This window comes from Streptomyces sp. NPDC088553, assembly GCF_044752965.1.
Taxonomy (GTDB): Bacteria; Actinomycetota; Actinomycetes; order Streptomycetales; family Streptomycetaceae; genus Streptomyces.
This window is the reverse complement of the sequence record NZ_JBIVMG010000002.1, coordinates 641,129-666,516: the sequence shown is the minus strand read 5'-3', so window position 1 is coordinate 666,516 and position 25,388 is coordinate 641,129. Positions and strand designations below refer to the sequence as shown.

Below are 25,388 nucleotides of genomic sequence, written 5' to 3'. Positions count from 1 at the left end.
CCTGTTCCTCCCCCTGGGCAGGCCCTTGTGGCCTGCCGTCCCCGAGCCGACCGGACGACGCCCCCCGCGCATCAGTAGGCCCCCTTGCCGTGGATCACCGCACGCAGCGTCTTCCACAAGATCACCGTGTCCAGGGCGAGCGACCAGTCCTCCACGTACCGCAGATCCAGCCGGACCGCCTCCTCCCACGACAGGTCGCTGCGTCCGCTGATCTGCCACAGGCCGGTGAGGCCGGGCTTCACGAGGAGACGCCGCCGGATGTCCGGGCCGTACGCGGCGGACTCCTCCGGCAGCGGAGGCCGCGGGCCGACCAGCGACATGGAGCCGGTGAGCACGTTGAACAGCTGCGGCAGTTCGTCGAGCGAGTACCGGCGCAGCACCGTTCCCACCCGGGTCACCCGCGGATCGCGGCGGAGCTTGAACAGCAGTCCCGCGCCCTCGTTGCGGTGGGCCAGCTCGGCGCGTGCCGCGTCGGCCCCGACGACCATGGTGCGGAACTTGAGGATGGTGAACTCGCGGCCGTCCTTGCCGACCCTGCGCTGGCGGTAGACCGCCCCACCCCGGCTGTCCACCAGGACGAGCAGCGCGACCAGCAGCATCAGCGGCGCGAACAGCATCAGCAGGACCGCCGCGCCCATCCGGTCGACGACCTCCTTGACCGCCCGCCGGCCGCCCGTGAACGTCGGCATGCTGACCCGCAGCAGCGGGATGCCGAGCACCGCGTCGACGTGCAGCCGCGGGCCGGCCACCTCCATGAGCACGGGCGCCACGACCATCTCGGCGTCGCTGCCCTCGAGGTTCCAGGCCAGCCGCTGCAGCCGGTCCGGTGACCAGTGCGGATCGGGGGTGACCGCGACGACCCGGTAGCCGTTGCGGCGTACATGGCCCGCGACGTCGGCGAGCTCACCGACGACCGGCACCCCGTCCACCTGGTCGACGTCGAGCCCGGAACTGTCCGCCGTGCACACCGCCTCCACGCGCCAGCCGAGGTGCGGGAACTTACGGGTCCGGGTGATCAGATCGCGCACGGTGGCCGGGCTCCCGGCGGCGAGCACCGGGCGCAGACACCGTCCTTCCTTCCTCTGTTTGTGCAGCCAGAGGCGGAGCAGATAGCGCTCGGTCATGGTGACGAGCGCGATCACCGGTATCGCGACGAAGATCCAGAGCTTGATGTTGCGCGAGGTCAGGGCGATCCCGACCAGTGCGAGGACGACGGCCGCCGTGCACAGCGAGCGTCCGAGCCGGCGGAACTCCTCGGCGCCCTGGCCGAGTACGGCCGGGGACCAGGACCGGCTGACCGCGAGCGCCGCGAGCACGAGGAGCTCGGTGGCGAAGGCCAGGATCCTCCACTTCTCGTGCCAGTTGGCCGCGTCCCGGCCCCCGAAGAAGCCACCGATCGCCGCCACCACGAAGGCGGTGGCCACGGTGTCAGTGGTGATCACGGCCCGGCGGTACCGCTGCTCCCAGTCGATCGTGGTCCTGCTGATCGACCCGTTCTCCAGGCGCCCGGGCGCCGACGGAAATGGACTGACTAACTCACCCTGCTGCACAGACCCCCCCAGGGCGTCAGTGGGCTCGACGTGTTGGCTCCACACGGTTCCTCCCCCCGGGAGGCACCCCCGCCCCCCGCGCCGCTCCTCCCCTCGGGAGGCCCCCGCCTCCCGCGCCGCGCTGTTCCTCACATCAGGGTGGGTCCCCGCCCACCCCGCGCATGACGTAACGGTGTTGCAGCGTTACGCGAACACGCTCATCTCAGGCGACCGGGGACGGCGTGGAAGTCCGTCCCCGACGCTGGATCGAAAGATCATGATTTGTCGCCTGGTGTCCGAGCTGTGAAGCATGGTCAATCTAGAGCATCGGGGCCCGCCTGGAGAGGGGATGTATGCAATTTGTGCTGAACCTTTGAAGGTCAAGTCACCGAAGGGTGACGGCCCGCGACCGCGTTGACGACGGTCACATGCCGCGTGACCTGTGACGACGGGATCACTGCGCGCTGTCGACGGCGCCGATTCCGCGCCGATCCTGAGCTTCCGGCCGGGTCATGCTTGGCTTGTTCTTTAGCTTGTTCGCGCCTGAGTGCCCCTGTGCTCCCCCCTGTTGGGCCGGGCGCCCTTCGTTCGTGGGTTTCAGTCGACGTCGGCCCGTGACGTGCCCATCTTCAGGCCGTCGACCCAGTGGACCGACTCGACATCGGTGATGGTGGAGCCGTACGAGCCCCAGCGGGGGGCGTTGCCCTTGAGATCCCAGGTTCGCGCGTTCCGGTGGTCCGCGACCGACTGGCCGTTCACGTACAGGAGTACGGAACCGCTCGTGGCGGGACGGGCGTCGATGCCCAGCTCGATCTTGTTCCAAGTCCCGGGCGTCCAGGCGACGTTGCCGATGGGTATCCACTGCTCGCCCGGGGCGACGTACCAGATCTTCAGACGGCTGTCCTCGACCTTCATGATCACCGGGTAGTTCTGGTCGTGCTCGGCGCCGGTGCCCCACGACTTCCACTGGAAGACGGTCTGGGCGTTGCCGGTCTTGGTCATCGACTCCCAGCCGAACCAGTACGTCCGGCCGGACGTGAGGGTGTGGCCGGCGATGCCGTGTCCCTCGCACCGTTCGGAGCCCACCGCCTTGGTGAAGCCGAAGATCTTCCCGCGGCCGTCGCCCCAGTCGGGCTGGTAGACGTACGACGGGGAGTCGCAGAGGACCGCGTCGAACACGGCGGTGCCGCCGTTGTCCGCGTCGCCGTCCCACTCCACCGCGGCGTGCGCGGGGGTCGCCAGGGCGAGCGGGACCACCGCGGCGAGTGCCGTCGCGGCCGGCGGCCACCGGCGCCGACGGCGCGGTGCCCGTCGATCGGCGGGGGAGCGGTGGGTGACCGAGGGGGAGACGTGGGGGACGACTCGGGTGTCGCCGTGGTGCATGAATTCCTCCGGGGGAGAGGGGCGGGATGTCGCGAAAGGCGTGCGCCTGGGCTGTGCCGGGGGTGATACGGCCCAGGCGCACGCCTCCGGCCCCGGCTTGGTCAGCCGAGGCGGACCGTGACCTTCTGGGGTGCGCCGGCCTGCCCGGTGAGGTCGCCGAAGGCGAGCCTCAGCGAGGAGCCGGTCGTGGCGGCGGTGACCGTGGCGGGCGTGGAGAGCACCTTGGTCACCCTGCGGTTCCAGACGATGTCCAGCGAAGTGGCCCGCCGCGCGGGGTCCGAGACGACGAGGGTCGCCGTGCCGTTGCGGTGCTCCCGTACGAGCACGGAGGCGGGGGCGCTCGCCCGGAGCCTCTCGACGGTGCCCGGGCTCCAGAAGTTCACCGCGGTGAGGCCCAGCCTCGGCACGCGAACGCCCTGCCGCGTACCGGAGTTGGCGAGGATCCGCAGCCATCCCCGGTCGTGGGCGCGGCGGGCGGTGGCCTCGGCGCTCGCTCCCGGCAGCAGGACGTAGGCGTAGTCGCCGCCGGCCGGGTCGACGCCGTGGTCGGTGAAGAGGGTCAGGTAGCGGCGGGTGACCGGGTCGGGGGAGCCGCCGGTGTTGATGTCCCGCCAGGAGCCGGTGCGCTCCTCGCGCACCGCGCCGAGCGTGGCGCCGCCGGGGAAGACATAGCCCGCCTGCCCGGCGATGTGGGCCCACCGGGCGTCGCCGAAGGTGGCCGTCCAGCCCTGGGCCACGGGCTGCGGCCGGCCGTCGACCGTGAGCGCCGGGGCCCCCGTGGCTCCGAGGGCGCGGTTGTCGACGGTCGTCTCGACGGCGTGGCCGTCCGTGGCGGTGATGCCGGCGCCGAGGCAGACGATGGCGTCGTCGAGGCAGAACCAGGACTTCCTCGCGTCCAGGGTGCTGGACAGCCCCTTGAGGTGCTGGCCGATGGCGGCGTACTCGCCGTCGGTCGTGCCGCCGACCCAGGCCGCGTCCGGCATGGGCTGCCCCCAGTTGCCGCCCTCGCCGTCGGCGAGCGGCTTGCGCGAGGCCGTGATGCCGGGCAGGCGGTACGGGTCGACGGTCGGCCAGTACGCGTCCGAGTACTGCTCGAGACCGAAGTCGTCGCCCCACCAGGAGAGCCATCCGGCGCCGGTGTGGTAGCCGCGGGCGTGCTCGCCGTTGCCGAACTCGTAGTGGGCGATGCGGTTCGAGGCCATGGAGAAGGAGGCGGCCCAGTCGCGGCGCCGGTGCGTGGCCCGGGCCATGCTGGGGAACAGCCGGTGCTCGACGGGCTCGGGGGCGGCCGTCACGGAGGTGTCGTCCCGCAGCTCCTGCAGCAGCGACGCCCTGATCAGGCTGAGGCCGGGGTTCTTGAGCGCCGGGTAGTAGTAGTCGCGCTGCAGCCAGCCCTTGACCATCGCCCGCCAGCGGGCGTTCTCCTCGGGGCTCGCCCCCTGGCCGACCAGCAGGATGGTGGCCATCAGGCCGTGGGCGCGCTGGTGCTCGTTGGTGCCGATGCGGCTGATGCCCCGGCTGCTGACGTTGTCCATGATCAGGCCGTTGTAGATGAACGGCGCGACGGCCTTCTCGATCGTGTCGAGGAAGAGCTGGGTGTCCGGGCCGGTCACCTCCCAGCTCGATCCGCGCAGCAGGGCGAGCAGCCGACCCACGCCGTCGTGCAGCACCGCGCCGTAGCCGCCGATGTAGGGGACGTTGCGGTGCTGGACGAACGATCCGTCGGCGTAGAAGCCGTCGCCCGAGGTGACGTAGGGGAAGACCGGGGCCAGTGCCTGGGACGCCAGCGTGATCTTGGCCGGGTCCTTGCCGACGATGCCGCGCAGGACGACGCCGCGGCACAGGTCGACCCGGTTGGCGCCGGTGCTGGTCCCGGTGTACGAGGCGAAGACCGAATCCGGCACGAACGCGTCCACGGCCCGGCAGTAGGCGGCGATCCGCGCCGCCGACAGGTGGTCGTACATCAGCACACAGGTGTCCATGAGCGCCTGAGGGGCGCCGATCTGCCAGTTGTACCAATTGCCGTACCGCGTCGTGCGCTCGTTGTAGACCTCGGCGTAGAGGTGGTCGAGGCCGGTGAGGACGGCGTCCCGGAGCGCGCTGTCCCCGGTCAGTCCGGTCCCCGGCTGGGAGTAGGCCTCGGCCATGGTCCGCAGCCGGTTGTAACCGTCGTTCATGGTCGCCGAGAAGGCGTAGGACTCGGCGTCGAGGTCGGGCTCCGGGTCGGCCCAGGATCGGCCGGGCCAGAGCGAACCGCTCGCCGGGGCCATGGTCGCCAGGTAGCCGGCGGCGGTCGTGCCGAGGGTGCTGAGGATGCTCCGGAACGGTTCCGCGGTCGGGCTGAAGCCCGTACCGAGGATGAGGTCGCGCCACCTGCCGCGCAGCGCGTCGAATTCCGCGTCGGACGCCGGGTCGGACGTGGTGGCGAACGTCCCCGCGCTCGCGGGGACTTCGGCGGCGCCGGACGGCTGCGCGAGGGCTCCGCCGAGACCGAGGGCGAGCGCGCCCCCGCCGGCGGCGTGGAGGAAGGTGCGGCGAGGCCAGGGAGATGGCATGGGAGACGACCTTTACGGGAGGAGCGCGTCGTTGCCTCGGCGCTGTCGCTGGCTCGTAAGCGTGGGGTTTCTAACACGCAGAAGGCCAAGAGAGCAACGCTTTGAACAGGAACCGCCATCGATTGTCCATTCGACAAGAAACGGACAGGATCGATCGCAAGGTGGCTACACTGCTTCTGAACTGGGCCGTCGTTCGAGGGGAGCGGGGAAGTGCACGCGGAACACAGGCATCAGGCGATCCTGCGCAGGCTGCGCGAGGAGGGCTCCCTCCGGGTCAGCGACTTCGCCGCCGAGCTGGGAGTCTCCCCGGTCACGATCCGCCGCGACGTGGAGATCCTCGCCGACCGCGGCCTGGTCGCCCGGGTGCACGGCGGGGCCATGCTGCCCGAGACCTGGGCGGAGACCGCACGCGCCGACGCGGACCCCGCCGCACCGGCCCGCGGCCGGGAGCGCGTCATCGGCCTGATCGTGCCGTCCGCCGACTACTACTACCCCGAGGTGATCAAGGGCGCCCGCGAGGCCGCCGCCGCCCGGAACGCCCGGCTGGTCCTCGACATCTCGGGGTACGACGCGGACGAGGAACGCGCCCAGGCCGAACGGATGATCGGCGACGGCGTCGACGGGCTCCTCGTCGTGCCGACCGGGCCGCGCGGCTGGTACGAGCACCTGCCCGTCCCCGTCGTGATCGTGGAGCGCCGGCCCGAGTCGGACGAGATGGCCGGCCTCGACCACGTCGTGTCCGACCACGTCCACGGGGCGCGCCTGGCCGTGCGGCACCTCGCGGAGGCCGGCCGCACGCGGCTCGCGCTGCTCGTGCGCGGCACGAGCCCGACCGCACAGTGGATCATCGAGGGCTTCGAGGCGGGCGTCCGCGCGACCGGGCTCGAAGCCCCGCTTCCGGCGTCCGTCCTGGACACCGGCGACGCGGGCCCCGGGAGCCCGGAGTACGACGACCCGGTCGAGGAACTGCTGGACGCCGTGGCGGACGGGCGTGTCGACGCGGTCATCGCCCATCCCGACAACCACGCGCTCGCGCTGCTGAGGAGGCTGCGCGCGCGATCCGTCCAGGTCCCCGGCGACGTCGCGATCGTGGCGTACGACGACGAGGTGGCGGGACTCGCCGACATCCCGCTGAGCGCCATCGCCCCGGCGAAGCATGAAGTCGGCGCGTCCGCCGTGGAGTTGCTGGTGCGCAGGATCGAGCAGCCGGACGCTCCCCGGCACCGGCTCTTCGTCCTTCCGCGACTGCGGGTGCGTTCGTCCAGCGGCGGCTGAGCGGAGAGCCGTTCGCGCCGCAGCCGGCCGCGCCGGCGGGTGTCCTGTCGATCAGTCCGAGCCACCCCCGAGGCCCTCACGCCGGATCCGGGCGAGCACGATCACGGCGTCGTCGGTGGGCGCCTCGGGCAGCAGCCGCGCCAGGACGCCGTCCGCCGCCTCCTCCAACGTGCCGGTCGCGCCTTCGAGTTGAGACCGCAGCGCGGCCACTCCCACACCGATGTCGACGCCGCGCGCCTCGACGAGACCGTCCGTGTACAACGCGAGGGTGTCGCCGTCGTGGAGCTCGATCTCGGTCGTACGGAAAGGCACGCCGCCGACGCCCAGCGGCACCCCCAGCACCTCGTCGACCGACTCGACCGTGCCGTTCGCCCGGCGGAGCAGCGGCGGCAGGTGACCCGCGTTCGCGATGCGGGCCAGGCCCGTCGTCGGGTCGTAGCGGATGTAGAGGCAGGTGGCGTACGCGATGCCGGCGTCCTGGGCGCAGGCGTCGAGCTCCTCCAGGAGGCTGTCGGGTTCCAGGTTCTGGCGGGCCAGCGCCTTGGCGGTGATGCGCAGCCGCCCCATCGCCGCCGCCGCGGGCACGCCGTGCCCCATCACGTCGCCGACCACCAGGGCCACCCGGCCGCCGGGCAGATCGATCACGTCGTACCAGTCGCCGCCGACCTCGGTGGCCTGGCTGCCCGGCAGATAACGGTGGGCGACGCGCACGGAAGGACTGCTCGCGAGGGCGGTGGGCAGCAGTGCGCGCTGGAGGGTGAGCGCGATGTCCTGGACCCGGCTGTAGAGCCGGGCGTTGTCCAGGCAGAGCGCGGCCCGCGAGGCGAGCTCGCCCGCCAGGCTGAGGTCCTCCTCGGTGAAGTCCGGGCGGCCCCCGGAGCGGCCGAACATCGTGATGCCCTGCACCGTGCCCCGCGCGATCAGCGGAGCGATGAGCAGCGACGTCAGACCGCTGTCGATCAGGAGCTGCGCGCGCGCCTGGTGGATGACCGTGCGGGTCATGAAATCGGCGTTCACGGGGACGCAGACGGGACGGCCCGTGGTGAGGGCCTGGTGGATGCTCGAACCGGGCGGATAGGTCACGCGCTCCAGGCCGCCGACCAGTTCGGGGGCGGGCGGCGGCAGACAGGTGCCGGCCGCGATCCGGCGGGTGACCAGCACCGACTCCGGATCGAACACCTCGCGTTCGTCCTTCCACTCCACGACCTCCACCACGGAGGCTTCGCAGAAGTCGGGAACGACCGACTCGACCAGCTCGCGCGCCGTGACGTTCACATCCAGCGTGGTGCCGATGCGGGCCGCGGCCCGGTCGAGGAGGGCGAGACGCTGCCGGCCGGCTGCCGCCTCCACGAGGGCCTGCTCACGGTCGGTGACGTCCACGACGAGACCGCCCACGCCCGCCCGTGAACCGACGGCCTGACTGAGCGGGAAGAAGCTCACGGAGCGTACCTGCTCCCGGTCGGGACGGCCCGGCGTACGCAGCACGACCAGCGTGCTCACGACGGTCCGGCCCTCGTCGGCGACGGCCCGGAGCATGCGCTGGTACTCACCCCCGTCGGACGTGATCATGAACTCGGCCATGGTCCGTCCGATGTGGTCCTCGATCGGCGTCCCGTCCATGTCGGCCAGCGCCTGGTTGAGATGGACGTACCGCAGGTCCTCGTCGAGCATCACGAGGCCGATCGGGCACGTCGCGAACAGCGCGTCGAGAAAGGCGAGGTTGGTCTTCACCCGGTCGAGCCCGGCACTCTCGCTCGCCAGACCCAGGATGACGGAGCGGCCGCCCGCGCCGGTCACCGGGAAGACCCGGAACCCGCAGTCGAAGACCCTGCCGTCGCGGTGCAGCGTCGGCACCCGTGCCCGCCAGTACCCCAAGGCACGGCCGCGCTCCGCGAGGCGCTCCGCCGCACCGGCCCCGTCGAGGCGAGCGGCGGGGAAGAGGACGGCGGCCGGCCGGGACAGCACGTCCGCGGCGCGGTGGCCGAAGAGCCGCTGCGCACCGGGCCCCCAGTAGCAGATCAGGCCGTCCTCGTCGATGCCGAGCACGGCCACGGCCACCTGCTCGAGCAGCGTCCCGGGCTCCGACCAGAGAGGCCCGGGAGCCTGCTCGTCTCCCGGCCGACCCCCCGGTCGAGGCGAGGACACGCGGCCCCCTTTCCGGGCACGGACGACGGCGGGCGCGCTGCTCACCGACGGAGCGGGACTCTCACGTCAATTCTGCCCGCGCTCGCCGGATCGGACATCACGGAGGCTCTCGGGCCAGGACGCCGCCGCCGGGCTCCGCAATGCCGCACCCACCTCGACGTCACCGCACCTGGGCCGCTTCCGCCAGGGCGTCGCGGGCCGCTTCCTCGGCCGCGGCGCGGTCCTCCGGGACCAGGCCGATGCGGGTGCGGCGGTCGAGGAGGTCGGAGGTGTCGAGGGCGCCTTCGTGGCGGACGGCCCACACCAGCTCGGCGCCCGTGACCGGGTGGCCGGGGACGACGGGACGGGCGAGGGCGGGGTCTTCGAGGGCGAGCGCCTGCACGGCGGGTGCCTCGGAGCCGTAGCGGTGCACGAGCCGGGCCGGGACGTCGAGCCCGGCGAGGGTCCGCGGCCCGGCGGCGCCGACGAGGGGGACGGAGGCGGTACGGCACGGCCCGGCGGTCAGGCCGCCGGCGGTCACGGCGGCGTCGACGGCGTCCTGGGCCATGCGGCGGTACGTGGTCAGCTTGCCGCCGACGACGGTGACGACGCCGGAGGGGGAGGTGAGCACGGCGTGCTTGCGCGAGATGTCGGCGGTGCGGCCCGCCGCGTCCCGGGTGTCGAGCAGGGGGCGAAGGCCCGCGAAGGCCCCGACCACGTCGGCACGGTGGACGGTGACGTCGAGGGCGGAGCCGAGGACGTCGAGGAGGAAGCCGATGTCGGTCTCGGGGACCTCCGGCACGTCGGGGATGTCGCCGTCGACGGGTTCGTCGGTGAGGCCGACGTACACGCGCCCGTCGCCCTGGGGCAGGACCAGGACGAAGCGGTTCGTCTCGCCGGGGATCGGGATGTGCAGGCCCGCGGAGAGACGGCCGAGGTCCTCGGAGCGCAGGACGAGATGGGTGCCGCGCGAAGGCCGCAGGCGTACGTCGTCGACGAGGCCGCCCGCCCAGACGCCGGCCGCGTTGACGACCGTACGCGCGCGGATCCGCAGCTCCTGGCCGGTGGTCTCGTCGCGGACCAGCGCACCGTCGCGGTGGAGCTCCAGGGCCCGGGTGCGGGTGAGGACGCGGGCGCCGTACGCCGCCGCCGTGCGGGCGATCGCGGTGACCAGGCGGGCGTCGTCGGAGAGCCGGCCGTCCCAGGAGAGCAGTCCGCCGCGCAGCCCGGTGGGGCGCAGGGCCGGGGCGAGGTGCCGGGTCTCGACGGCGGAGAGCGTACGCGGCTGGGGCAGCGTGCTCCGCGAGGTGCGGGCGCCGACGCGCAGCAGGTCGCCCGCGAGGAAGCCGGCGCGGGCGAGGGCGGCCTGGCCGCGGCTGACGAGCGGGGTGAGGGGGAGCACGAAGGGCTGCGCGCGGACGAGGTGGGGGGCGGTGCGCTCCATGAGGATGCCGCGCTCGACCGCGCTCTCGTGGGCGACGTCGAGCTGTCCGGACGCGAGGTAGCGCAGTCCGCCGTGGATCAGCTTGGAGCTCCAGCGGGAGGTGCCGAAGGCCAGGTCGTGGGCGTCGATCGCGGCGACGGTGAGCCCGCGGGTGGCCGCGTCGAGCGCGGCTCCGGCGCCGGTGGCACCGAGCCCGACGACCAGGACGTCGACCACGCTGTCGGCAGAGCCGTCGGCGAGTCGCTCCAGTTCGCGCAGGCGCCGCCGGGCGTCGAGGGAGGAGCCGGGCAGGGCGGGGCTGCTCGTGGGGTTCATGGGGCGATGGTCCTCTCCAGCAGGGTGCGCAGCTCGTCGAGGAAGGCGGCTTCGCTCAGTTCGGGATCGGTGTCGTCGGTCATGGTGCGCAGCGAGAGCGTGAAGGACTGGACGACGAGCAGCAGGGACCGGGCCTGCAGGTCCGCCCGGACGCGGCGTACGGAGCCGTCCTCGTGGCCGTCCTCGAGGGCCGTGTGGAGGAGCCCGAGCAGGGCGTCCTGGCTGGCGCCCCGGCGGTCGAGGATGTACGGCAGCAGCAGCTCGGGGTCGACGTCGATGATCTTGTGGAAGAGCGGGTGGGCCCGGAAGGCCGCCGCTCCCGCGACGAGCCCCTCGACGATCCGCTCCCGCTCGGGCCGGTCCTCGTCGGAGGCCGGCATGGCCCCGGCGGCGACGGCGATCCACTCACGGGTCATCAGGTCGCCCACCAGGCTGCGCACATCGGGCCAGCGCCGGTAGATCGTCATCCGGGACACGCCCGCGCGCCGGGCGATGTCGGTGAGGGTGGTCCGCCGTACGCCGACGGCGAGCACGCAGTCGCGTGCGGCGTCGAGCACGGGATCTGCGTCTTCATGGTTGTGACGAATGGGCGTCATCTGTCACAGTGTAATGCCAGCGTCGGCCGCGTGGCAGCGCCATCCGTGAAACAGACCGTTAGGAACCCTTTCGAAGTGGACATGTTGTGGAGCGGTTGGGGCGACCCGGCCAAGGCGGCACCCCTGCCCGAGTCGGTCACCGGCCTCCTGCGTGACCTGCTCGGCGTCACCCCGCGCGAGAGCGGTCCGGCCGCACTCGCCGACATCGAACCGCCCGCCCCGGCGCTGCCCGACGAGGCCCGCGCCGCCCTGCGGCAGGCCGTCGGCGCGCCCGACCTCCTGCGGGAGGACGCCGAGAGCCGCATCCGGCACACCCGCGGCAAGTCGACCCCCGACCTGCTGCGCATCCGCGCCGGCGAGGTCGACGACATCCCCGCCGCGGTCGTGCTGCCGGGCGACCACGACGAGGTCCTCGCCGTGCTGCGCGCCTGCGCCGAACACGGCGTCGCCGCCGTGCCCTTCGGTGGCGGCACCTCCGTCGTCGGCGGCCTCGCGCCCACCACGAAGCGGCCGTTCGTCGCGCTCGACCTGCGGCGGCTCGACCAGCTGCTCGCCGTCGACGAGGTGTCCCGCACCGCGACACTGCAGCCGGGCCTGCGCGGCCCGCAGTGCGAGGCGCTGCTCAACGAGCGGGGCTGGACCCTCGGACACTTCCCGCAGTCCTTCGAATGGGCGACCGTCGGCGGCTTCGCCGCGGCCCGCTCCAGCGGCCAGGCGTCGGCCGGATACGGCCGCTTCGACGAGATGGTCCTCGGCCTGACGGTCGCGACCCCCGAAGGCACCCTGGAGACCGGCCGGGCCCCGCGCTCGGCGGCCGGCCCCGACCTTCGCCAGCTGCTCCTCGGCTCCGAGGGCGCCCTCGGAGTGATCACGGCGGTGACCGTGCGCATCCGTCCGCTCCCTCCGAAGCGGATCTACGAGGGCTGGCGCTTCGCCTCCTTCGAGGCCGGCGCGGCGGCCCTGCGCCGACTGGCCCAGGACGGACCGCGGCCCACGGTGCTGCGACTGTCGGACGAGTCGGAGACCTTCATCGGTCTCGCGCAGCCGGACGCCATCGGCAGCACCGAACTCCCGCAGAACCCGGGCTGCATGGCCATCGTCGGCTACGAGGGAACCGAGGAGGAGACGATGGCCCGCCGCGCCGTCGCCCGCGAGGTCCTCCTCGCCTGCGACGGTGAGCTCATCGGCGAGGAGCCCGGCGACAAGTGGGAGCACGGCCGGTACAACGCGCCCTACCTGCGGGACGCGCTGCTCGACGCCGGGGCGTTCGCCGAGACGCTGGAGACCGCGGCCTTCTGGTCCGCGATCCCCGGCCTCTACACGGCCGTGCGCGACGCGCTGACGAGCACCCTCACCGAGGCCGGCACGCCGCCGCTCGTCATGTGCCACATCTCGCACACGTACGAGAACGGCGCCTCCCTGTACTTCACCGTCGTCTCCGCACAGGGGGAGGATGCCGTCGCGCACTGGGAGCCGGTGAAGCGGGCGGCCAACGACGCGATCCTGGCCGCAGGCGGCACCATCAGCCACCACCACGGCGTCGGCACCGACCACCGCGACTGGTACGCCCAGGAGATCGGCCCCCTCGGCATCCGCATGCTGCAGGCCGTCAAGGCCGAGGTCGACCCCTCCGGTGTGCTCAGCCCCGGAGTCCTCATCCCCGTCCGCTGAACCCTACTTCTGCCGCCCGGAGGCCAGATCCATGCGACAGTTCACCGCCGTCGTCAACCCCACCGCAGGGGGTTCCAGCGGCACGGCGGGTCTGCTCCCGCTGGCCCGTCTGCTGCGGGAGGCGGGTGCCAGGCTCGACACCGTCTACAGCCGCAGCCTGGAGCACGCCCGAGAGCTCGCCCAGGACGCCGGAGCGCGGGGGCACGTCGTGCTCGCCGTCGGCGGTGACGGCATGGCCGGCTGCGTCGGAGGTGCGCTCAGCGGTACGGACACGGTCTTCGGCCTCGTACCGGCGGGGCGCGGCAACGACTTCGCCCGCGCCCTGGGCCTGCCCACGGACGCTCCGCGGCTCGCCGAGACACTGCTCCACGGCGAGCCGCGGGCGGTCGACACGATCGAGGTGGAGTCCGCCGTGCACGCGCGGACCTGCGTCCTCGGCAGTGTGTACGCGGGCGTCGACGCGGTGGCCAACCGCCACGCCAACGCCTCCCGCGTGCTGCGCGGCGCTGCCTCGTACTACGCGGGCGGCCTGCGCGCGGTCCTCGCCTGGAAGCCCGCCGCGTACCGCGTCACCATCGACGGGGTGCGGCACGAGCGCACCGGCTACACCGTGGTCGTGGCGAACTCGGGCTTCTACGGGTTCGGGAGGAACGTCGCACCGGGCGCGCGGATCGACGACGGGCTGCTCGACGTCGTGGTCATCAAGCAGGCACCCAAGCGCCTCTTCTTCGCCATGATGAACGAGCTGAAGACGGGCGTGCACGTGAACCGGCCCGAGGTCGAGATCCTGCGCGGCAAGGAGGTCCGCCTCGAAGCGGACCGCCCCCTCCCGTACGGCGCGGACGGCGAGGTCGACGCGGTCCTGCCGGTGACCCTCAGGGTGCGGCCCGCCGCGCTGAACGTCCTGGCCTGACAGGACGTCCGCCGGCCGACGGGCCCGGTACTCACGCCTGACGAGCGCGGGTCCGGCGAGGAGGTCCCGCCACCTCGCCGGGCCCGCGGTCCGCGCCCGCTACGCGGTGGTGTCGGCCGGCTCCTCGTCGGAGGCGACGATCGACACCTCCAGCTTGCGCAGCAGTCGTGCGAGCTGGCGGTGTTCGGAGGGCGACAGGCCCCCGAGCATCCGCCGCTCGTTGTCGAGGTGCTCGGCGAACACCACGTCCACCGTCGCGAGACCCTTGTCGGTGAGCCGGGAGTAGACCACCCGGCGGTCGTCGTCGTCCCGTTCCCGGACGATGAGACCGTCCTTCTCCAGACGGTCGATCCGCAGCGTCACCCCCGCCGACGACACGAGGCCCGAGTCGGCGAGCTGCCCCGCGGTCAGCCGGTGGGGGTGCCCCGCCCGCCGCAGCGCGGTGAGGACGTCGAAGCCGGCCACGGACAGGCCGTGGCGTTCGATCGAAGCGGTCAGCCGGGTGTTGTAGCGCAGGTAGGAGCGGTGGAGGCGGGCGAGGACCTCCAGCGGGCTGGTGTCCAGCTCGGGTCGCTCCCGCGCCCAGTCCTCGATCACGCGCGCGACGGCGTCACGGTCCGACGGCCTCGATGCAGCCATGCTCTTCCCCTCGTTCTGCTCGTCCCCCGACTTCTCACAGCACTGAGAATCTTAGTCCTGAGGTGAAAGTGCGCGGGCGCCCGGCACGGAGAGCGGGCGCCCGCTCCGCGCAGGCGCCCGCTCCTCGTGCCGGCGCCCGCTCCGTCCCGGACGCCCGCTCCTCACCGGCCGACTCAGGCGTTGAGCTCCTCCAGCGTCCTGCCCTTGGTCTCGACGGCGAAGCAGGCGATCGCGGCACCCACGGCCGCCACCACGGCGAGCTGTGCGAAGACGAGGGACAGGCTGCCGCCCGCGCCGATGATCGCGCCGACGGTCACGGGGCCGAGGATGACGCCCAGCCGGTTCCACACACCGCCGAACGCGGCGCCCTTGGCCCGGTTGGACGTGGGGTAGAGCTCGGGGGAGTACAGGTAGAGCCCCGCGTTGATCGCGTACAGGAAGAAGGTCGTACAGGAGGCGAAGAGCGCCACCTGGCCGCCCGAGGTCGCGCCCGCCAGGGCGAGCACGCCGAGCGAGAGCACGGTGCCGACGAGCGCGCCGACCAGGGCGGGCCTGCGGCCGACGCGGTCGATCAGGAGGGCGACGACGAACGTGCCGAGCAGGCCGGTCACGTTGCTGAGCAGGCTGTAGACGAGGGCGGTGGTCAGGTCCAGGCCGAAGGTCTTCGTGTAGAGCGAGGGCAGCCAGGTGGAGATGCCGTGGTTGACGTAGTAGGCGACGAACCACAGACCCGACACGACCACGGTCCGCCGGAGGTAGCGCCCCCGGAACAGATCCCGCAGGCGGCCGCCGGCCGGCTCGTCGGCCAGGTCCGCGGCGGGGGCGGGCAGCGCCTCGGAGGCGGAGCGGGCGACCTCCGCCTCGATGCGGGCGATGACCTCCTCGGCCTCGCGGACGCGTCCGCGGGACAGCAGCCAGCGCGGGGACTCGGCGACCTGGCGGGGGAGCGCGGCGGCGAGCAGTACCGGGACCGTGCCGATGACGAACATCGCGCGCCAGCCGAAGTGGGGGACCACCCACACGGCCACCAGCGTGGCCGCCGCGAGGCCGGCCGGGAAGATCATCTCGTACAGCAGGACGAACCGGCCGCGCTTGTCGGAGCGGGCGATCTCGTTGATGTACGTGGCGGCGACGGGTACGACCCCGCCGATGCCGAGGCCCTGGACGAACCGGAAGAGCGAGAAGGTCTCGATGCTGCCGGAGAAGGCGACGGCGAGGCTGGCGAGGCCGGTGATGCCGACTCCCAGGGCGACGGTGCGGACGCGGCCGATCCGGTCGCCGAGCCAGCCGGCCGCCAGGGCGCCGAGCAGCATCCCGATCGAGGCGGCGGTCACGGCGAGGGTGGCCTGTCCGGTGGTGAGGTGCCACTCCTTCATCAGGACGGGCAGCGCGGACGCGGCGAGGAGCTGGTCGAACGCCTCGAAGAAGGTGACGGCGCCGATCAGGAACCGGACCTTGACGTGCCACCGGGAGTGCGGAAGCCGTTCGAGTCGCGCGGCTACGGAGCCGAGGGCCTGCTTACCGGCCACAGTCGTCATGGAGGGGTCCTTCCGCGGGCAGGGGAGTTGCCGAGACAGTAGGGGTCCTTATCTAAGCGGTCAATGGTTAAGCGCCTAGAGATCTCCATCTCGTGGGTCCGGTAGTCATCATCGGCTCCATGAAGGGCGTGCTCAAGGCAGATTCGACAACGATCTCGACTCGGGGGCTTGTCGAGAATTAGTTAAGCGCTTAGATTTCTAGCGCTTCGACGATTCCGGTCTCGGGATCGGGCCGGACCCCGTCCCGGCCGGAGCCAACTCCCCTTCCGCCCCTGCCCGGAGGTCCACCCGTGCCGCTCCTTCCCACCGACATCCTGATCGCGGGCCAGTGGCGGCGCGGTGCGGGCGAGCCCCTCGACACCGTCGACCCGGCGACCGGACGCGTCCTCGCCACCGTCCACTCCGCCTCCGCCGCCGAGGTCGGCGAGGCGGCCGAGGCCGCGGCGCGGGCCGTGGCGGACCCCGCCTGGCGGGACCTGCTCGCCCACGAGCGCGCCTGCCTCCTGCACCGGATCGCCGAGCTGACCGAAGAGGCCGCCCCCGCGCTCGCCGCCGTACAGACCGCCGACACCGGCAAGACCCTCACCGAGACCCGGGCCCTCGCACTCAGCGCGGCCGGCACCTTCCGGTACCTGGCCGCCGCCCTGGAGACGGCCGAGGACACGGTCACGCCGTCCCGCGGCCCGTACGTCACCATGAGCGTCCACGAACCGATCGGCGTGGTCGGCGCGATCAACCCCTGGAACTCCCCGGTCGCCAGCGACGCGCAGAAGATCGCCCCCGCGCTCGCCGCCGGCAACGCCGTCCTCCTCAAGCCCGCCGCCTGGACCCCGCTGGTCTCCCTCGCCCTCGGGCGGCTCATCACCCGGGCACTCGACGAGTTCGGCCTGCCCACCGCCCTCCTCTCGGTGCTGCCAGGCAGCGGCCGGATCGTCGGCGACGCCCTCGTACGCCACCCCCTCGTCGCCCGGATCGGATTCACCGGGGGCACCGAGACCGGCCGGTCCATCGCCGCGATCGCCGGCGAGAAGCTGGTCCCCGCCTCGCTGGAGCTCGGCGGCAAGTCGCCGACGATCGTGCGCGCCGACGCCGACATCGAGCAGGCGCTGGCCGGGGTGCTGTTCGGGATCTTCTCGTCCAGCGGCCAGTCCTGCATCGCCGGCTCGCGGCTCTTCGTGGCACGCGAGATCTACGACACCTTCGTCGGCGAGCTCGTCGAACGGGTCCGCAAGCTGCGCGTCGGCCCCGGCACCGACCCCTCCACCCAGGTCGGCCCGCTGGTGCACCACCGCCACCGCGACGCCGTCGCCGCCTACGTCGACCTCGCCCGCTCCGAAGGCGCGCGCGTGCTCTGCGGCGGGTCGGCGCCCGCGGGGGAGCGGTACCAGGACGGCGCCTACTACCTCCCGACCGTCCTCGACGGCCTGGCCAACACCTCCCGCACCTGCCGGGAGGAGATCTTCGGCCCGGTCCTGGTCGCCCTGCCCTACGACGACGAGGACGACCTCGTCCGCCAGGCCAACGACTCCGTCTACGGACTCGCCTGCGGCATCTGGACCCGTGACCTGCGCGCCGCCTGGCGGATCGCCCGCCGGATCGAGGCGGGCACCGTCTGGATCAACACGTACAAGCAGTTCAGCGCCGCCACCCCGTTCAGCGGATGGAAGGACAGCGGCCTCGGCACGGAGAAGGGCCGGGACGCGATCCGCGCCTACCAGCGACAGAAGTCCCTGTACTGGGGCACCTCCGACGCCCCCCTTCCCTGGGCCGGCTGACCCGGCACGCCCCCCGAGCCCACCGTCCGGGACAGCCGCCGAGGCCGCCGCCCGCGCATCCGGCACGCCCCCCGAGCCCACCGTCCGGGCCCGCCCGCCCGACTGGAGAGACCCATGCAACCCTCACCGCCCGGCCCGATCGCCCGGCTCCGCTCCCTGCGGTACGTCGAGCTGTACACACCCGCCTTCACCGAGGCCGCCGCCTTCTACGAGGAGGTCTGGGGGCTCGAAACCGTCGAGTCCGGCACCGGAGCACGGTGGCTGCGCGGCACCGGCGACGAGCACCACGTCCTGCACCTGACCGCACACGAACGCGTCGGCCTCGGCCGGCTCGCCTTCGCCGTCGCCACCCCCGCCGAGGTCGACGAGGCCGCCCGGCGCCTCGAATCACGGGGCATCGTCCCCGTCCACGGCCCCGGCCCCCTCGACCAGGCCGGCGGCGGACACGGCCTGCGGTTCACCGACCCCGAAGGGCGACTCGTCGAGATCAGCGCCCACGTCCAGGCGGTCGTCCCACGCGGACGGGACGGCGCCGTGCCCGTCGGGGTCACCCACGCCGTACTCAACACCGTCGACATCGACGCCGCCGTCGCCTTCTACACCGAGGTGCTCGGACTGCGCGTCTCCGACTGGTCCGAGCACCAGATGGCGTTCCTGCGCTGCAACGCCGACCACCACTGCGTCGCCTTCAACCAGGCCGAGTGGACCTCGCTCAACCACGTGGCGTACGAGATGAGCTCGGTCGACCACTTCATGCGCGGCCTCGGCCGGCTCCGCCACCACGGCATCACCCCCCAGTGGGGACCCGGCCGCCACGGTCCCGGCAACAACACCTTCTCCTACTTCACCGACCCGTCCGGACTCGTCTGCGAGTACACCTCCGAGGTCGCGCAGATCGTCGAGGACACCTGGATCGCCCGCGTGTGGCGACGGGTCCCGGAGCTCTCCGACCTGTGGGGCACGGCCGGCCCGCCGTCGAAGGAGATCCGCCGCCACATGGCGGGCTCGCCGGACCCCGGCCCGCTCGCCCCCCTCGACGCAAGGAAGGACGACGCATGAGCACCGTACGCAAGGTCGGAGTGGTCGGCTGGGGCGCGATCGGCCGGATCGTCGGGACCGCGCTCGCCGACGGGCAGGTCGCCGGTGCCGAGCTGGTGTGCGTCGTCGACAACCGTCCCCTCGGCGACACGGCGCCCGCCCCCCAGGTCCCCTTCGAGGAGGCCCTCGACCGCTGCGACCTGATCGTGGAGGCCGCCGGGCAGGGAGTCGTACGGGAATGGGGCGAGCGCGTGCTCGCCTCCGGCACCGACCTGCTCATCGCCTCCAGCGGCGCGATGACCGACGAGGAGCTCGCGAAGCGCCTGCTCGCGGCCGGACCGGGCCGGGTGTACTTCACCGGCGGCGCCGTCGGCGGACTCGACCTGCTCCAGGCCGCCCGCTCGCTCGGCCCCCTCGACGAGGTCCGGCTGACCACCACCAAACTGCCCTCGACCCTCGAACAACCCTGGATGGACGAGGAGTTGCTGGCCCGCATGCGGACGGCGACCGGCCCGGTCGAGGTCATGGCCGGCACCGCCCGCGAGATCCCGGCGAAGTTCCCCAAGTCGACGAACGTGGCCGCCTCGGTCGCGCTGGCCGTCGGCGACCTGGACGCTGTGCGGGTCCGGGTCGTCGCCGACCCCGCGGCCCACCACACCCGCCATGTGATCGAGGCGTCCGGCGCGCACGGGGCGTACCGCTTCGAGGTCGCGCACCTGCCCGACCCGGGCAACCCGGCGACCAGCCAGGTGGTGCCGTACGCCGTTCTGCGGGGCCTCGCCGCGCTCGCCGGGCGGACGGGCCAGATCCTGTGAGCGCCGAAGCCCTCTCCCCGGCCGCCACGGAGGTCCACGTCGAGGAGGCAGGGGACCACGGCCCCCTCCTCCTGTGCCTGCACGGCATCGGCTCCTCGTCGGCCGCCTTCGCCCCCCAGCTCGCCGAACTCTCCGCGTACGCACGGGTCGTCGCCTGGGACGCCCCCGGCTACGCCCGGTCGCCCGACCCCGAAGTCCCCCTCACCCTCGACGACTTCGCGGACACGGCGGCCCGGCTGATCCGGGAGCGCGGCGGCGGCGCCCATGTGCTCGGCGTCTCCTGGGGCGGCGTGATCGCCCTGCGGCTCGCCGCCCGGCACCCGGACCTCGTCGCCTCGGTGATCGTCGCCGACTCCAGCCCCGGCTCGGGCACGGACGGGACGAAGGCGGCGGGCATGCGGGCCCGCGCCACCGAGCTCGCCGAACTCGGCCCGCGCGCCTTCGCCGAGGCCCGCGGACCACGCCTGGTCTCACCCGGCGCTCCGGTCGACCTCGTCCGTCGGATCGTCGACACCATGGCCGCCTCGGTACGGCTCCCGGGCTACGGGTACGCCGCCGAGTCCATGGCCTCGGCCGACCTCCGCGCCGAACTCCCCACCATCGCCGCGCCCTCGCTCGTCCTCTGCGGCGACCAGGACCGGGTCACCGGCGTCGAGGGCAGCCAGGCCATCGCCGGGGCCCTCCACAAGACCGCCTTCGTGATCGTCAAGGACGCCGGTCACCTGGCCAACCAGGAGCAGCCCGGGCGCTTCAACGCCTGGGTCCTCTCCCACCTCCGCATCACCGCACGCATCCCCGAACAGGAGCTGTCCCCATGCCGCTGACCACCACCGCGTACGACAACGGCGACGACCTCGCCGCCTACACCGACTCCCTCATCGCCACCAAGGCCTCCCGGATCGCCGACTTCGACACCCTCTCCTTCCAGGAGAAGGCCGGCCCGCAGTTCCGCCGCGGCCAGATCCGCTACGTCGGCTCCGGCGCCACCGGCAACCACGAGGGCGACAGCCGCATCATCCCGTCCGGCGGCTTCACCTTCTCCAACATGCTGCTGCCGCCCGGCGCCGAGGGCCCGGCCCACACCCACCACGACGTCGAAGAGGCCTTCTTCGTCCTGGAGGGCGAGGTCAGGGTCGGCATCCACCGCGGCCCCGACGAGGTCGAGTACCGGACCCTCGGCTACCGCGACATGATCGTCGTCCCGGCCGGCGTGACCCGCTCCCTGAAGAACGAGGGAGAGACCGACGCCCTCTTCTGCGTCGTCATCGGCACGCAGAAGCCGCAGGTCCCGACGTACCCCGCGTACTCGCCGATGCACGGCGTCACCCGTGGCTGACCTGCCCCCGGCCGACGCACGCACCGTCGTCGTCACCGGAGCGGGCCGTGGCCTGGGACTGGCCATGGCCCGCCGGGCGGGCGAGGACGGATTCCGCGTCGTCGTCGCCGAACTGGAGCGGGAGCGGGGCGAGCGGGCGGCCGCGGAACTGCGCGCGGAGGGCATCGACGCCCGTTTCGTACGCTGCGACGTCGCCGACCCGGAGTCGGTGGCCGCGCTGGCGGCCGCCGTGCGGGCGATCGGCCCGCTGTACGGCCTGGTCAACAACGCGGCGCTCGCCAACGGCGTGGGCGGCAAGGAGTTCCAGGACATCGACGTCGAGGTGTGGGACCGGCTGATGGCGGTCAACGCCCGCGGCCCCTGGCTGGTCTCCAAGGCCCTCCACCCGTTCTTCACGGCGCCGGGCCGGATCGTCAACATCGCCTCGGACGCAGCCCTCTACGGCTCCCCGCGCCTCGCCCACTACATCGCCTCCAAGGGAGCGGTCATCGCCCTCACCCGGGCCATGGCACGCGAACTCGGCGACAAGGGGATCACCGTCAACGCCGTCGCCCCCGGACTCACCGAGGGCGAGGCGACCGAGACCGTGCCCGCCGAGCGGCACGACCTCTACCGCGCGAACCGCGCCGTCTCCCGGCCGCAGCAGCCGGACGACCTCACCGGGATCGTCTCCCATCTGCTCGGCGAGGAGTCCCGCTATCTGACCGGACAGGTGATCGCCGTCAACGGCGGCTTCACCATGAACTGACATCCAGGAGAAACCCGTTATGGATCTGGGCCTCGCCGACCGCACCATCGTGGTCACCGGCGGCAGCTCGGGCGTCGGCCTGGCCACGGTCCGCGCCCTGCTCGACGAGGGCGCCCGTGTCGCCACCTGCGGCCGTGACGCCGACCGCCTCGCCCAGGCGGCCGCCGGGCTCGGCGCCGGACGCGACCGCCTGCTCACCGGCGTCTGCGACGTCCGGGACGCCGACGCCGTGGACCGCTTCGTCCGCGCCGCCGCCGACACGTTCGGTGGCGTCGACGGACTCGTCAACAACGCCGGACAGTCCCGTATGAAGGGCCTCGACGACTCCACGGCCGAGGACTGGCGCGACGAACTGGAGCTCAAGTTCGCCGGGGTGCTCAACCCCCTGCGCGCCGCGCGCCCGTTCCTCGCCCGCTCCGGAGCGGCGAGCATCGTCAACATCAACGCGGTCCTCGCCAAACAGCCCGAGCCCCGCCTGATCACCACCAGCGCCGCCCGCGCCGGCATCCTCAACCTCTCCAAGTCCCTGTCGGCCGAACTCGCCGCCGACGGCATCCGGGTCAACTCCGTGTGCCTCGGGCTCATCGACACCGGCCAGTGGACCCGCCGCCACGCCGCGGCCGGCACCGGCACGCGCTACGAGGACTGGCAGGCGGAACTGGCCGCCGACCGGGGCGTCGCCCTCGGCCGGCTCGGCCGGGCCGAAGAGGTCGCGTACGCGGTCGTCACCCTGCTCTCGCCCCGCGCCTCGTACATCACCGGCACCAGCGTCGACGTCTGCGGCGGCGTCGGCCGCTCCATTCTCTGAGGAGACACCATGCGTCACGACAACGGAGGCGATCTCCTCGTCACCGTCCTGCGCGAACTCGGCATCGACACCGTCTTCGGCATCGTCAGCGTGCACAACCTGCCGCTCGTCGAGGCCGTCGACCGCGAACTCCGCTTCGTCCCCGTCCGCCACGAGGCATCGGCCGTGAACGCCGCCGACGCCTACGGACGGGCCCGCGGCTCCCTCGGCTGCGCCCTGACCTCCACCGGAACCGGCGCCGGCAACGCCGCCGGATCGCTGATCGAGTCGCTGAGCGCCGGCAGCTCCGTCCTGCACGTCACCGGCCAGATCGAGAGCGAGTTCCTCGGCGGCGGACGGGGGTTCATCCACGAGACCAAGGACCAACTCGGCATGCTCACCGCCGTGTCGGCATACGCCGCGACGGTGCCGGACACCACGACGGCGGGCCGCATCCTGCGCGAGGCGGCGCGGGCCGCGCTCGGCGGACCCGGCGGCACCGGCGGACCGGCGAGCGTGGAATGGCCCATCGACCTCCAGTACGCGCCCCAGACCGACGTCCATGTCGTCCCCGAGCACCCCGCGGCACCGGTCCCCACGGACGGCGAACTCGTCGCCGCCGGCGCACTCCTGGCCACCGCACGCCGCCCCCTCGTCTGGGCCGGCGGCGGCGCGACCGGAGCCCGTGAGGAACTGTCCCGGCTCCTGGAGACGACCGGAGCGGGCCTGCTCACCTCCAACTCCGGCCGCGGCACGGTGCCCGAGGACCACGCGCAGGTCATCGGCAACTTCGCCACCACCCCCGCCGCCCGCGCCCTCCTCGCCGACGCGGACGTGCTCGTCACCATCGGCACCCACTTCCGCTCCAACGAGACCGCCGACTACACCCTCGAACTGCCCCCGGCGCACATCCAGATCGACCTCGACGCGGCGGCGCTCGGCCGGGTCTACCCCGTCGCCCACCCGCTGCACGGCGACGCCGCAGCCACCCTCACGGCCCTGGCCCGGCACGCCACGCCCGCCGAGGAGGGCTGGCGGGAACGCGTCCGCGCCGTCCGCGACGACGTACGGGCGGCCCTGCACGACAGCATCGGACCGCAGGCCGCGATCTGCGACGCCCTCCGCGCCGCGCTGCCCCGCGAAGCCGTCGTCGCCCGTGACGTGACCATCCCCTCCAGCAGCTGGGGCAACCGCCTCCTCGCGATGTACGACCCGCGGGACAACGTCTTCCCGCGCGGCGGCGGCATCGGCCAGGGCCTCGGCATGGGCATCGGCGCGGCCCTCGGACGGCCCGACGCGCCCACCGTCGTCCTCGCCGGCGACGGCGGACTCACCGTCCACCTCGGCGAACTGCTCACCCTCGCCCAGGAACGGCCCCGCCTCACCCTGATCGTCTTCAACGACGGCGGATACGGCGTGCTGCGCAACATGCAGGACCGCCACAGCGAGCGCCGCTCCGGCGTCGACCTCGTCACACCCGACTTCGCACTCCTCGCCCGCGCCTGCGGGCTGCCGTACCTGCGGATCGCCGCCGAGGAACACGCCGAGCCGGTCCTCGCCGAGGCCGTCGCCTCGGACGGGCCGACGCTCGTCGAGGTCGACCTCACGGCGCTGGGCCCGATGAAGAACCCGTTCACCCCACCCGTACGGATCCCGGGCCGCTAGTCCGGCCCGTCCCGCACCCGCACTGCCCGATCGCCGGTAAGGAGGCACCAGGCCATGAGCGAGAACCCGCTGCAGCTGATCGTCCACCGCATGACATGGGAGGCCGAGGGCGTACTGTCCGTCGAGCTCACCCACCCCGACGGCAAACCCCTGCCCGCCTGGACGCCCGGCGCCCACATCGACGTGCACATCGGCGGCCTGATCCGCCAGTACAGCCTGTGCGGCGACCCGCAGGACCAGAACGCGTACCGAATCGGCGTCCTCAACGAGCCTTCCTCGCGCGGAGGTTCGCGCTTCGTCCACACCCAGCTGCGCCCCGGCCAGTCCGTGACGGTCTCCGCACCGCGCAACCACTTCGCCCTGGAGGACGCCGCCTCCTACGTCTTCGTCGCCGGCGGCATCGGCATCACCCCCCTGCTCGCGATGGCCCGCGAGGCCGCCCGCCGGGGCGCCGAGTGGCGCATGGTCTACGGCGGCCGCAGCCGCACCTCGATGGCCTTCACCGCCGAACTCGCCCTGCTCGCAGGCGAGATGACGCTCGTCCCGCAGGACGAGCTGGGCTACATCGACCTGGACGCGGTGCTGGGCGGCCTGCCCGACGGCGCGCTCGTCTACTCGTGCGGCCCCGAACCCCTCCTCGCCGCCGTGGAGCAGCGCTGCCCGGAGGGCCGCCTCCGGCTCGAACGGTTCGCCGCCCCCACCGTGGAACGCACCGGAGACGACGAGGAGTTCGAGGTCGAGTGCCGCGCCTCGGGCCTCACCCTCCGGGTCGACGCGCACACCTCGGTCCTCGACGCCGTCGAGAACGCCGGGATCGACGTCGACAGCTCGTGCCGCGACGGCATCTGCGGCTCCTGCGAGACCAGGGTGCTCGACGGCACGCCCGACCACCGCGACTTCCTGCTCAGCGAGGCGGAGCGGACCGCCGGCGCCACCATGATGATCTGCGTCTCACGGTGCGCCTCCGGCCGGCTCGTCCTCGACCTCTGACCCTTCCCCATCCGCTCAGGAGAGACCGTGACCGACACCTGGCCGTACCTGGACGTCCACCAGTCCCGTACGCACGAGCCCACGCCGTACGAGTACAGGCTCGCCGCCACCCTCGAAGAGGTCTTCACCCACGAGGGCCACGAACTGACCGACGTGGTCCGCGGGCTCAACGCCCGCAAGGTGCACACCGCCGACAGCACGCCGTGGACCGAGGAGTCCTTCCGCGCCGAGATGAACCGACTGGGAGCCTGA

At 72.9% G+C, this 25,388-nt stretch carries 21 protein-coding genes; 13 read left to right on the top strand and 8 right to left on the bottom strand.

Going from position 1 to position 25,388, the window contains the following annotated elements; genetic code table 11:
• Positions 1–71 precede the first annotated feature (71 nt).
• From ACIP8Z_RS08070 to ACIP8Z_RS08060, 3 genes are all read right to left on the bottom strand, one after another.
• Complete coding sequence (locus ACIP8Z_RS08070; protein ID WP_402080202.1) at positions 72–1,550, bottom strand: sugar transferase; 1,479 nt, start codon at positions 1,548–1,550, stop codon at positions 72–74.
• Between the two features lie 576 nt (positions 1,551–2,126).
• Positions 2,127–2,912: a heparin lyase I family protein gene (locus ACIP8Z_RS08065; RefSeq protein ID WP_402080200.1), complete on the bottom strand. Its 786-nt coding sequence runs from the start codon at positions 2,910–2,912 to the stop codon at positions 2,127–2,129.
• A gap of 101 nt (positions 2,913–3,013) precedes the next feature.
• Complete coding sequence (locus tag ACIP8Z_RS08060; protein ID WP_402080198.1) at positions 3,014–5,467, bottom strand: polysaccharide lyase 8 family protein; 2,454 nt, start codon at positions 5,465–5,467, stop codon at positions 3,014–3,016.
• A 210-nt stretch (positions 5,468–5,677) separates the two neighbouring features.
• On the opposite strand from ACIP8Z_RS08060, the gene ACIP8Z_RS08055 reads away from it, so the two are divergent.
• The gene (locus ACIP8Z_RS08055) at positions 5,678–6,742 is read left to right on the top strand and encodes a substrate-binding domain-containing protein (protein ID WP_402080195.1); all 1,065 of its coding nucleotides are present in this window, start codon (positions 5,678–5,680) and stop codon (positions 6,740–6,742) included.
• A gap of 51 nt (positions 6,743–6,793) precedes the next feature.
• On the opposite strand, the gene ACIP8Z_RS08050 is transcribed toward ACIP8Z_RS08055, so the two are convergent.
• The 3 genes from ACIP8Z_RS08050 to ACIP8Z_RS08040 form a co-directional block, all read right to left on the bottom strand.
• Positions 6,794–8,887, bottom strand: a complete 2,094-nt coding sequence (locus tag ACIP8Z_RS08050; RefSeq protein ID WP_402080192.1) for a SpoIIE family protein phosphatase — start codon at positions 8,885–8,887, stop codon at positions 6,794–6,796.
• Positions 8,888–9,047: 160 nt separating this feature from the next.
• The gene (locus tag ACIP8Z_RS08045; protein WP_402080190.1) at positions 9,048–10,625 is read right to left on the bottom strand and encodes a glycerol-3-phosphate dehydrogenase/oxidase; all 1,578 of its coding nucleotides are present in this window, start codon (positions 10,623–10,625) and stop codon (positions 9,048–9,050) included.
• Positions 10,622–11,221 (bottom strand): TetR/AcrR family transcriptional regulator, encoded by a 600-nt coding sequence (locus ACIP8Z_RS08040; RefSeq protein ID WP_073905047.1) that lies wholly within the window; start codon positions 11,219–11,221, stop codon positions 10,622–10,624. The genes ACIP8Z_RS08045 and ACIP8Z_RS08040 overlap by 4 nt, the downstream gene beginning before the upstream one ends.
• Before the next feature lie 75 nt (positions 11,222–11,296).
• Here ACIP8Z_RS08040 and ACIP8Z_RS08035 point away from each other — a divergent pair, with 75 nt between their 5' ends.
• Together ACIP8Z_RS08035 and ACIP8Z_RS08030 are read left to right on the top strand one after the other, a co-directional pair.
• A complete protein-coding gene (locus ACIP8Z_RS08035) occupies positions 11,297–12,892 on the top strand; it encodes an FAD-binding oxidoreductase (protein WP_402080188.1) in 1,596 nt (531 codons plus the stop codon).
• A 31-nt stretch (positions 12,893–12,923) separates the two neighbouring features.
• Positions 12,924–13,805 (top strand): diacylglycerol/lipid kinase family protein, encoded by an 882-nt coding sequence (locus ACIP8Z_RS08030; protein WP_402080185.1) that lies wholly within the window; start codon positions 12,924–12,926, stop codon positions 13,803–13,805.
• A 99-nt stretch (positions 13,806–13,904) separates the two neighbouring features.
• Here ACIP8Z_RS08030 and ACIP8Z_RS08025 read toward each other — a convergent pair whose 3' ends face one another.
• Both ACIP8Z_RS08025 and ACIP8Z_RS08020 read right to left on the bottom strand, forming a co-directional pair.
• On the bottom strand, positions 13,905–14,444 hold the full coding sequence (locus tag ACIP8Z_RS08025) for a MarR family transcriptional regulator (RefSeq protein ID WP_319314583.1): 540 nt from the start codon (positions 14,442–14,444) through the stop codon (positions 13,905–13,907).
• Between the two features lie 173 nt (positions 14,445–14,617).
• Entirely contained in the window at positions 14,618–15,982 is a 1,365-nt protein-coding gene (locus tag ACIP8Z_RS08020) for an MFS transporter (protein ID WP_402080182.1), read from the bottom strand.
• A 290-nt stretch (positions 15,983–16,272) separates the two neighbouring features.
• On the opposite strand from ACIP8Z_RS08020, the gene ACIP8Z_RS08015 reads away from it, so the two are divergent.
• The 10 genes from ACIP8Z_RS08015 (at position 16,273) to ACIP8Z_RS07970 (ending at position 25,388) form a co-directional block, all read left to right on the top strand.
• Positions 16,273–17,757, top strand: coding sequence for an aldehyde dehydrogenase (locus tag ACIP8Z_RS08015; protein ID WP_402080179.1), 1,485 nt, complete (start codon positions 16,273–16,275; stop codon positions 17,755–17,757).
• 114 nt (positions 17,758–17,871) lie between these two features.
• A complete protein-coding gene (locus ACIP8Z_RS08010) occupies positions 17,872–18,816 on the top strand; it encodes a VOC family protein (protein WP_402080176.1) in 945 nt (314 codons plus the stop codon).
• Entirely contained in the window at positions 18,813–19,610 is a 798-nt protein-coding gene (locus tag ACIP8Z_RS08005; protein WP_402080174.1) for an aspartate dehydrogenase domain-containing protein, read from the top strand. The genes ACIP8Z_RS08010 and ACIP8Z_RS08005 overlap by 4 nt, the downstream gene beginning before the upstream one ends.
• A complete protein-coding gene (locus ACIP8Z_RS08000) occupies positions 19,607–20,434 on the top strand; it encodes an alpha/beta fold hydrolase (protein ID WP_402080171.1) in 828 nt (275 codons plus the stop codon). The genes ACIP8Z_RS08005 and ACIP8Z_RS08000 overlap by 4 nt, the downstream gene beginning before the upstream one ends.
• The gene (locus ACIP8Z_RS07995; RefSeq protein ID WP_402080169.1) at positions 20,425–20,946 is read left to right on the top strand and encodes a cupin domain-containing protein; all 522 of its coding nucleotides are present in this window, start codon (positions 20,425–20,427) and stop codon (positions 20,944–20,946) included. The genes ACIP8Z_RS08000 and ACIP8Z_RS07995 overlap by 10 nt, the downstream gene beginning before the upstream one ends.
• Positions 20,939–21,694: an SDR family oxidoreductase gene (locus tag ACIP8Z_RS07990; protein WP_402080166.1), complete on the top strand. Its 756-nt coding sequence runs from the start codon at positions 20,939–20,941 to the stop codon at positions 21,692–21,694. The genes ACIP8Z_RS07995 and ACIP8Z_RS07990 overlap by 8 nt, the downstream gene beginning before the upstream one ends.
• Positions 21,695–21,713: 19 nt before the next feature.
• Positions 21,714–22,502 (top strand): SDR family oxidoreductase, encoded by a 789-nt coding sequence (locus ACIP8Z_RS07985; RefSeq protein WP_402080163.1) that lies wholly within the window; start codon positions 21,714–21,716, stop codon positions 22,500–22,502.
• 9 nt (positions 22,503–22,511) lie between these two features.
• Positions 22,512–24,146: a thiamine pyrophosphate-binding protein gene (locus tag ACIP8Z_RS07980; protein ID WP_402080161.1), complete on the top strand. Its 1,635-nt coding sequence runs from the start codon at positions 22,512–22,514 to the stop codon at positions 24,144–24,146.
• Between the two features lie 54 nt (positions 24,147–24,200).
• Positions 24,201–25,136 (top strand): PDR/VanB family oxidoreductase, encoded by a 936-nt coding sequence (locus tag ACIP8Z_RS07975; RefSeq protein ID WP_402080159.1) that lies wholly within the window; start codon positions 24,201–24,203, stop codon positions 25,134–25,136.
• Positions 25,137–25,163: 27 nt separating this feature from the next.
• Positions 25,164–25,388 carry a recombinase-like helix-turn-helix domain-containing protein gene (locus ACIP8Z_RS07970; RefSeq protein WP_402080157.1) on the top strand — a complete coding sequence of 75 codons (225 nt, stop codon included), beginning with the start codon at positions 25,164–25,166 and terminating at the stop codon, positions 25,386–25,388.